Genomic DNA, 9,988 nt, shown 5'->3' with positions numbered 1-9,988 from the left:
ACTACTACAACCATAAACGGATCAAGGCAAAATTAAAGGGCATGAGCCCGGTTCAATACCGGGCTCATGCCCAAGAGGCTGCCTGACACACCCGTGTCTAACTTTTGGGGGCCAGTTCACTCCCCGTGCTTTTATTCGTTGGCTTTTAACAAACGCAATCCGTTTAAAATGACCAATATCGTACTTCCTTCGTGCCCAATAACGCCAAATGGTAGTGCTAAAAATTGCAAAAAGTTAGAGCAAATGAGCAGTGCGATAACCAATAAGGAAAAGACAATGTTTTGCTTTACAATCACATTCATTCGTTTAGAAAGCCCTATCGCCTGTGCTAAACGAGAAAGATCATTTTTCATTAAAACCACGTCTGCCGTTTCTAAGGCAACATCTGTTCCTTCCCCCATCGCAATACCGACGCTGGCGGTCGCCAAGGCAGGCGCATCATTAATACCATCTCCCACCATACCAACTACATCGTATTTTTTCTTGAGTTCCTTCATCACGTCAACTTTCATCTCTGGTAGGCAGGAAGCATAATATTCTGAGATGCCGCTCTCTGTAGCAACTGCTTGTGCTGTTTGCTCGTTATCACCGGTAATTAGAACCGTTTTAATACCAAGATGGTTCAGTGCGCGAATAGCTGCAACAGACTCTGTGCGCAAAATATCTTTTAGTGCAATCAGACCCAAGACACCTTGATTATCTCCTACATATACAATTGTTTTTCCTTCCTTCGCTAAATCAGAAGCAAGAGCAGCAAAATCGTTCGTATCGTTTTCTACGAAGTCAGCTTTTCCAATTTTATATTCAATGCCATTTACTATACCAATAACACCAAAACCCGTTATATTTTCAAGCTTCTCTGGCTTTGTCAAAGTGAATCCGTAGGTTTGCTTACTGTATTTCACAATTGCTTCCGCTAATGGATGTGTGGATTGATTTTCAATAGAAGCAACAATGTGAAGTACATCTTCCACTTTAGCCCCTTCACGTACCTTCACATCTGTTACTTCAGGCTTACCTTGTGTTAATGTCCCCGTTTTATCAAATGCCACCGCGCGTAAAGAAGATAGACGCTCAAGGTGAACGCCGCCTTTAAATAAAATACCGTGTCTGGCTCCGTTTGATATTGCTGATAAAGTTGCCGGTGTGATAGAAGCAACCAGTGCACAAGGCGAAGCGACAACAAGTAAAATCATAGCCCGATAAAAGGTTTCCGTCCAGCTCCAGTCAAGGGCAAAATGGGGAACGAACAGCATGAGTCCTACAACAATTAAAACGGATTTTACGTATGTTCCTTCAAACCTTTCAATAAATAATTGCGAAGGTGATTTTTCGCTCTGCGCATTTTGAACGAGACGAATAATCTTTTGAAATAGTGTTTGGTCAGTGGGCTTTGTAATTCTTACTTCAATGGCACCGCGCATGTTAACAGTCCCTGCGAATACTTCATGCCCAATACTTTTCTCATTTGGGATAGGTTCGCCGGTAATAGCGGACTCATCTACATTTGTTTCACCTTTCGAAATGATACCATCTGCTGGGATACGTTCTCCTGGTTTGACTAAAATAATGTCATCTACTTGTAGCTGTTCAATGGAAACACGTTTTTCATACCCGTTTGAGATAAGCAATGCTTCTTCCGGTTGCAAGGCAAGCAGTGCTGATATTTCTTTTTGACTTTTGTTCATCGTGTATGATTCTAATGCACCGCTTAAAGCAAAAATGAAAATCAGAATAGCCCCTTCTGCCCAGTAACCGATGATAGCAGAGCCGATTGCTGCAAAAATCATCAGCATTTCTACGTTTAATTCCCGCTCTTCAATCGTATCAAGAATCCCTTCTTTCGCCTTTGCATAGCCGCCAATCAGAAATGCAAGCACGTAACAAGTAATAGAAACTGGACCGTCTTCTAGCAGCCAGCCGCACAAAATAAAAATACCTGATAAAGCTGCAAAGATGAGTTCGTAATGCTGACGGAACATATCAAACATAGTCGCAGAATTGGATGGTTCGTGCTGCTTAGCGATAGAATTTGCTTGTGAGCTCATAATCGGTTCCCCCTTTATTGAGAAAAATAATCAAACTCGTTACCCTTATAAAATGACGAAAGCTGCCGTCCAATAGGACAGCAGCAGACAGGTGAATAGGGTTTATTTTCAAGTTATTATATGCACTAGTATACCATATGTCTACACCGGAGGAAATAAAATTGCCTGTATGCAAAATCAATTTTGTTGAGTTTACAACAAAGAAGTGTTATAACGGATTAATGTTCAATGGAACGGAAGGAGTAGAATATATGAACGTAAAACGATTTTTTACACATCCATTAGGTATATTGGCATCTGCGGTGTTTGCAACCTTTCTTTGGGGCAGCGCGTTTCCTTTCATTAAATTAAGCTATGCTGCACTTGAAATAGAGGCGCATGAAATTGGAGAGCAAATGCTGTTTGCTGGATACCGATTTTTACTCGCTGGATTAATGATTGTTTTATTCTTTTCATTACTTGGCAAACGCATGACCTTTCAAAAGTCATCCGCAGGTACTGTTATTAAAATTGGCTTATTTCAAACATTTCTACAATATGTTTGCTTTTACATTGGATTAAGCTACAGTACAGGTATACAAGGAGCTATCATTTCCGGATCGTCCTCCTTTTTTCAAATTGTCATTGCACACTTCTATTATAAGGACGATTCCTTCAGTGTCAGAAAAGCAATTGGCTTATCGATCGGCTTTATCGGTGTGATTGCGGTCAACATTACTCGAGGGCAGCTGGAGCTGGATTTTGGTGTGGGCGAGTTATTACTGTTGATGGCAGCGCTGATTTATTCTTATGGAAACATTATGGCCAAAGAAGGAAGTCGTACAATTGATGTTGGTTATTTAACAGCGTATCAAATGATTTTTGGATCGTTTGGTTTGCTTATAATCGGAATTGTCCAAACTGGTATTATGCCGTTTTCTTTTGATGGCCAAACAATTGCTATGCTTCTTTATTTGTCATTTTTGTCCGCCGCAGGCTTTTTGGTTTGGAATACGGTCATGAAATACAACAAAGTGGGGAAAGTATCTATGTACATGTTCTTAATTCCTGTATTTGGCGTATTACTATCAGGGTTGATATTAGGAGAAGAGATTCATTCTCTTGTTTTATTCGGTTTGGCTTGTGTGGCAGCTGGTATCGTCATTGTTAACAGAGCACCTAAAGAAAAAAGCGGAGTGGCCAAGAAAGTTTCATAAAACATGGAAAAGCAAGTAACAAATAGGACGACTCCACATACATTTGATAAAGAAAGATAAAATATACGGAAAAGACTTGCTTCTTTCTGATTTTTTCAGTAAAAATGAAAGTAGAGTGTTTGAGTACGGAGTTTAGATTTTCTTGCAATGTAATCCAAGCGGATAGGATGTGTGACGCCGGAGCGATGGAACAGTTTTTGAACGACCTTGTGTTGCAGTACGGTTATGTTGGTTTAATTGTAGCATTAGCTGCCGGTATTGTAGGCATACCTGTACCGGATGAATTGCTATTAACTTTTGTTGGTTATCGCGTTGCCCAAGGATATATGTCTTACACGGTTGCGTTGCTTTGCGGCTTTACTGGAGCAATGCTTGGCATTACAATCAGCTATGTGCTCGGCTTAAAGCTAGGTTTACCTATTTTACAAAAGTATGGACGTAAAGTCGGCATTACAGAAGAGAAAATCAATCGAACGCATACATTATTTGAAAAATATGGTCCATTCTTACTTATGATCGGCTACTTTTTACCTGGTGTCCGGCACTTAACCGCCTATTTCGCAGGCATATCCACTTTAAGCTTCCGCAAATTCAGCTTCTATGCGTATTTCGGCGCTTTCATCTGGGTATCATTATTTGTCACTATCGGTCTTCGCCTCGGCGAAAACTGGCACTTCGTGAGCTATTGCATTCATCATTATGGTGCCATGCTTACCCTAACAGTACTTTTCTTAGGAATAACATGGTGGATATACATTCAATTTATTAGAAAAACAAAACAAAACCAAATTTAAAGTCCGCTTAGGCGGACTTTTTATTTTTTACCTTTAAAAGGTCTTCATCCTAGGAAGAGTTCAGCCGATAGAAGAGGAGTTCAGCCGATAGAGTGAGAAGTTTGGCCGATAGAAGAGGAGTTCGGCCGATAGAAGAGGAATTTGGCCGATAGAAGAGGAGTTCGGCCGATAGAAGAGGAGTTCGGCCGATAGAGTAAGGAATTCGGCCGATAGAAGAGGAATTCGGCCGATAGAGTAAGAAGTTTGGCCGATAGAAGAGGAGTTCGGCCGATAGAGTGAGAAGTTTGGCCGATAGAAGAGGAGTTCGGCCGATAGAAGAGGAATTTGGCCGATAGAAGAGGAGTTCGGCCGATAGAAGAGGAGTTCGGCCGATAGAAGAGGAGTTCGGCCGATAGAGTAAGGAATTCGGCCGATAGAAGAGGAATTCGGCCGATAGAGTAAGAAGTTTGGCCGATAGAAGAGGAATTCGGCCGATAGAGTGAGAAGTTTGGCCGATAGAGTAAGGAATTCGGCCGATAGAAGAAGTAACTTTCTTACGTCAAGTTATAAAGTACGAAATTTGATATCAATATTTTCCACCCTACTGGTCAATTGAATGCGTTTTCTGAAAGCGTAAACATTTATATGATAGTAGCAGGAGGTGGGGAAAATGAGCACTCCTCAAAGTGAGCTCAATTCGGTGGCGGTACATACGCCAGCACATGTAAATAAAAAGAAGAATCTCAAGAAAGCGGTATCCTTTTGGTTGTTCGTCGGACCTGCATTCTTAACGTTCTGCGTTATTGTCCTTATTCCATTTTTTTATGGTATGTATTATGCGTTTACTGACTGGAACGGGGTTACCGGAAATGTAAAATGGGTGGGCTTAGATAATTTTAAGTATTTGCTTACAGAAGATAAGCAATTTAAAACATCGTTCATACTTACAGTCAAGTACACAGTTGTTGCGGTAATTCTTACAAACGTTGTCGGGTTTGCACTGGCGATGCTAGTGACACAAATGCTAAAAACAAGCAATATACTTCGAACGATTTTCTTTATGCCAAACTTAATCGGTGGTTTGTTGCTCGGTTTCATCTGGCAATTCATTTTCGTAAAAGGCTTTGCTTCTATTGGTACTTTAACAAATATTAAATTCTTTACATTACCTTGGCTTGGTGATGCAAATACAGCCTTTTGGGGCATTGTGATCGTGAGCGTATGGCAAGGTGCCGGTTATATTATGGTCATTTATATCGCAGCGCTGCAAAACGTACCGCAAGATCTGATCGAAGCGGCAAAAATTGACGGTGCGAATCGTTTGCAAATCTTAAAGAATATCACAATTCCGCTGATTGCACCTGCTGTAACAGTATGTTTATTCTTAACGATTTCATGGTCGTTTAAAGTATTTGATACAAACCTTTCCTTAACAAATGGCGGTCCGTTTAAAGCAACGGAAATGCTGGCACTTAACATTTATACAGAAGCATTCGTAAATAATCGTTACGGTTTAGGTGAAGCGAAGGCATTGATCTTCTTCATCGTCGTAGCTGCCGTTACTACATTGCAAGTTTATATTACTAAGAAAAGGGAGGTAGAAGCGTAATGCGTAAATACGGCTTACCGACCTTCTTACTAGAAATTCTGGCGATTTCACTCGCCATTGTATTCCTAGTTCCGTTTTACTATGTGATTTCGAACTCACTAAAAACATATGCAGATATCTTAACAAACACATCTGCATGGCCGAAAGTATTCAACTGGAATAACTATGTGATGGCTTGGGAAAACATGAATTACGGCAAGGTATTTTTTAACTCCTTGCTTGTTACAGTAGGAAGTAATCTTGTCATTGTATTGTTTTGCTCAATGGCAGCATACAAACTTGTACGTACAAAAAGTAGGCTGAGCTCAGCGATTTTCTTTATCTTCGTTGCAGCGATGGTTATCCCGTTTCAATCCATTATGATTCCGCTGGTGAAGGTAACATCCTCCATCGGTTTGCTTAATAGCATTTGGGGCTTGGTCATTATGTATTTAGGGTTTGGGTCAGGATTATCCATCTTTTTATACCATGGCTTTATGAAGTCCATTCCAGTGGAGCTTGAAGAGGCGGCAATTATTGACGGCTGCTCACCATTCATGGTGTTTTGGCGTATCGTATTCCCGCTATTAAAGCCAATTACAGTAACCATTATGATTTTGAACAGCTTGTGGATTTGGAATGATTTCTTGCTTCCATCTCTTGTGTTGCAGGACGAAGCATTGCGGACGATTCCGCTGGCGACCTTCTTCTTCTTCGGTCAATATACGAAGCAATGGGATATGGCGCTTGCAGGTTTGATGCTAGGCATTATCCCGCTATTAATCTTCTTCTTTGCGATGCAAAAGCATATTATCAAAGGTGTTACAAGCGGATCTATCAAATAAGGCAGGTTGTACTGCGGGGAGAAGGCGTACCCTCCTCCTCCCTGCGTACTTCTTATACATGAAAACTAATCAATATTTTCCACCTTACACGTCAATATAGGCTCTGCTTCTTTTAAAAAGAAGCGAGTACACTAGATTTGTAGGGAAGAAAGCGCTTTAAAAATATAGAGGGGGAAACAAAGATGAAATTTAAAAAGACAGCCGTATTAGCAATGGCTACATCTGCAATGCTCGCGTTTTCAGCGTGTTCTTCTAAAACATCTAATGAAAGCGCTGACAAAAAGGCGGATGCAAAAACAACATTAAATGTATTCCAGTTTAAAGTGGAGATCGCTGATGAGCTGGAAAAAATGGCGAAGGAATATGAAAAAGAAACAGGCGTAAAAGTGAACATTAAAACAGTGGGTGGCGGTGCTGATTATGGTGCAGCCTTAAAATCACAGTTTGCTTCCGGCAACGAACCTGATATCTTTAATAATGGTGGCTTCAACGAAGCAATTACTTGGAAAGATAAATTAGAGGACCTTTCTGATCAGCCTTGGGCAAAAGATGTATACGATGAAGCCAAAGTACCTATGACAGTTGATGGCAAGCTATACGGTATGCCTATGAACCTAGAAGGCTACGGCTTTATCTACAATAAAGAACTATTTGAAAAAGCGGGTATCACAGAAACTCCAAAAACTTTGGATGAATTGAAAGCGACTGCGGAAAAACTTGAGAAAAGTGGTACAACACCATTCTCAGTAGGTTATGGTGAGTGGTGGATTCTAGGTATCCATGCATTGAACGTTCCGTTTGCACAGCAGGACAATCCAGATCAATTCATTAAAGATTTGAGCGCTGGTAAAGCGAAATTTGCTGGTAACGAAAAATTCAATCAATTCTTTGATCTATTTGATTTAACAATTAAATACGGTAACAAAAATCCGTTAACAACAGACTACAATACACAAGTAACGCAATTTGCTTCTGGTAAAACTGCAATGATGCAACAAGGTAACTGGGCACAGCCTATGATCGATAAAATTACGCCAAACATGAAGCTTGGATTCTTACCAATGCCGATTTCTAACGACAAAGACAAGATGGATAAGTTATTCGTAGGCGTACCGAACAACTGGGTTGTAAACAAAAATTCTAAAAACAAAGAAGAAGCGAAAAAGTTCTTGAATTGGATGGCTACTTCTAAAACAGGTCAAACGTACATGGTTGAGAAATTTAAGTTTATCCCTGCATTTAAAAACATTGAAGGTAAAAACTTAGGACCATTGGCTGATGATATTACGAAATACATGAAAGAAAACAAAACGTTGTCTTGGAACTGGTTTAAATATCCAGATGGAGCAACAAACGAATTTGGCGCAACTATGCAAGCATATGTAGGAAAGCAAAAGGACAAAAACCAAATGCTTGAAGACCTACAAAAAACGTGGGATAAGCTGAAGAAATAACAACAGAAGGTCGGCGTGAGCCGGCCTTTTTGGTTGTAAGGAAAAGTGCTAATATGGCAGCACGTGTTTACCATCTTATCAACATGTAGATACATGCTATAATCTATATAAGTCCCGACATATAAACAGCAAGAACACAATAGCGCAGAAGCATCTCATAGTCTTATTCCGCATGCGTATCTTTTAAGCACTGACCATAGCTGTACATTGCCCGTTCTTCTCTCCCACAAAAAAGAATGTCGTACTTAATATAACTATCCTATCAAATGGAGGCGGCCATGTTTAGAAGCATTCGCTATAAGCTTATTATATTTTTATTACTGGCAACGATTCTACCATTAGGTGCTTCCATTGTCATTACGTACATATACACAAAGCAATCCATTACTGACCGTACGATTTCCAATGCCTATGATTTACTTTCAAAAGGCAAAAAAGATGTGGAAACGTACTTTACTGATATTACGAATATCCCTCTCACAATCTATCAAAACCGGCAATTTATACAAATTTTAGAGAATGGCGCAACCTCTTTTATTGATGAAAATCAACCTGAGATTGCTAGAAGCTTATTGAATATATACAGCGCGCGCAGTGAGATTAAGCAGGTGCATTTATACATTCATCAAGATCGCGATGACTACGCTGTGTATAATTTAAAGGTTTCGAGCCGCGGTAAAATGCAAGCGGTTTTAGAGAATGATTATTTTCGGAAATTGATGGTATCCGATCGATATTTTTTGGTGGAACCGACGCATGTAATTCGTAGCTATAATAACCTATCTGAAATTTCCGCTACACAAAAGGTGCCGGTTATTAGCTTTCATCATAAGCTTTCTGATGTGATGACGGACCGATTTTTAGGAATTGTTTCCATAGATATCGATTTACAAAGACTGCAATCCATCATGGAGCGTCTTTACAACAAGCAAACAGAAGAAATTTATCTACTGGATCCAAAAGGTGCGATGGTATATGCATCAGAAAGCAGTGAGATTGGTCATCCAAATGAAACCGCCTGGTACAAAAAATTACTAACACATAGAGGTCATAGCTTTGAATGGGAAGACAAGTCATTTAAAGGGGTTGTTGTTCATACAGAGATGAAGGGGGATTTTGAAGGCTGGCAGCTTGTAAAGCGTATCCCTTACAGCGGCCTCTATCGCTATCCGCAAGAAATTGCTCTTATTAACATTATGATTGGCGGTATCTCATTAATTGTTGTGGTTACCATGACAGTTTTCATTTCCTTCCGCTTAACAGCTCCTATTAAAGTATTAATTGCAAGTATGAAAAAAGTAGAACAAGGCGATTGGAAGGTGGATTTACCGAATCTGGGTAATGATGAGCTGGGGCTGATGGGCAGACATTTTACATCTATGATTGATACGATTAACGATTTGGTTGTGCGAGAGTATCGATTGGAGATTGAAAATAAGTCGAATCAGCTTCGTGTTCTGCAGTCGCAAATTAATCCGCATTTTTTATACAATGCGCTACAGTCAATCGGTACGCTTTCTTTGCAAAGTAACGCGCCAGAAGTGTACAGATTATTGACTTCTTTATCTTCTATCATGCGCTACAGCATGAATATGGAAGACGATGTTGTTCCTGTGTCAGCGGAGCTTTCTCATATTGAATCCTACTTAAAGCTGCAGAAACAGCGATTTGGTGATCGTTTATCCTATGAAATTGAGGCAGAACCAGACTTGCTTTCATCGCAAATGCCAAAGATGAGCCTGCAGCCAATCGTAGAAAATTTCTTTAAGCATAGCTTTGAAGATTTAGAGCATATAGGTGTTATCACAGTGAAAGTAAACAGGATGAACCTAGATACAAAGCGTATCGTTATTGCAGATAACGGTAAAGGCGTTACGGAGGACGAGCTAACTCGTATTAATCTCAAACTAACACAAGGTATGAAGTTACATGAAGATCGTGCAGATAGTATTGGTATGAAAAATATATATGATCGCTTGGCAATGTACTATGGTTCACGTGCTGTTATGTGCATTGCAAATCGAGAAGGTGGCGGTTTTCAAGTAACATTAGAAATTCCGATTTCCTTGGAAGGAGAGGGATAG

General features: G+C 40.0%; 7 protein-coding genes and 1 pseudogene. 7 read left to right on the top strand and 1 reads right to left on the bottom strand.

Annotation, left to right across the window (positions count from 1 at the left end; all coding sequences use genetic code 11):
• On the top strand, nt 1-86 hold an 86-nt coding region (locus EEJ45_RS12115), incomplete at its 5' end, for an IS3 family transposase (protein WP_164464214.1).
• 45 nt (nt 87-131) lie between these two features.
• Here the strand turns inward: EEJ45_RS12115 and EEJ45_RS12110 are convergent.
• Nucleotides 132-1,976: pseudogene (locus tag EEJ45_RS12110) on the bottom strand (heavy metal translocating P-type ATPase); the annotation flags it as partial.
• Nucleotides 1,977-2,299: 323 nt separating this feature from the next.
• Here EEJ45_RS12110 and EEJ45_RS12105 point away from each other — a divergent pair.
• The 6 genes from EEJ45_RS12105 (at nt 2,300) to EEJ45_RS12080 (ending at nt 9,988) form a co-directional block, all read left to right on the top strand.
• Entirely contained in the window at nt 2,300-3,244 is a 945-nt protein-coding gene (locus EEJ45_RS12105; RefSeq protein WP_124565079.1) for a DMT family transporter, read from the top strand.
• Between the two features lie 185 nt (nt 3,245-3,429).
• Entirely contained in the window at nt 3,430-4,038 is a 609-nt protein-coding gene (locus EEJ45_RS12100; protein ID WP_124565083.1) for a DedA family protein, read from the top strand.
• A 649-nt stretch (nt 4,039-4,687) separates the two neighbouring features.
• Nucleotides 4,688-5,626 (top strand): carbohydrate ABC transporter permease, encoded by a 939-nt coding sequence (locus EEJ45_RS12095; RefSeq protein WP_124565078.1) that lies wholly within the window; start codon nt 4,688-4,690, stop codon nt 5,624-5,626.
• Nucleotides 5,626-6,450 (top strand): carbohydrate ABC transporter permease, encoded by an 825-nt coding sequence (locus tag EEJ45_RS12090; RefSeq protein ID WP_124565077.1) that lies wholly within the window; start codon nt 5,626-5,628, stop codon nt 6,448-6,450. Before EEJ45_RS12095 ends, EEJ45_RS12090 begins: the two co-directional genes overlap by 1 nt.
• A 182-nt stretch (nt 6,451-6,632) precedes the next feature.
• Complete coding sequence (locus tag EEJ45_RS12085; protein ID WP_124565076.1) at nt 6,633-7,904, top strand: ABC transporter substrate-binding protein; 1,272 nt, start codon at nt 6,633-6,635, stop codon at nt 7,902-7,904.
• A gap of 278 nt (nt 7,905-8,182) precedes the next feature.
• Nucleotides 8,183-9,988 (top strand): cache domain-containing sensor histidine kinase, encoded by a 1,806-nt coding sequence (locus tag EEJ45_RS12080; protein WP_164464270.1) that lies wholly within the window; start codon nt 8,183-8,185, stop codon nt 9,986-9,988.

This window comes from Ectobacillus antri, from assembly GCF_003852715.1.
Taxonomy (GTDB): Bacteria; Bacillota; Bacilli; order Bacillales; family Bacillaceae_G; genus Ectobacillus; species Ectobacillus antri.
This window is presented reverse-complemented; position numbering and strand designations above follow the sequence as displayed.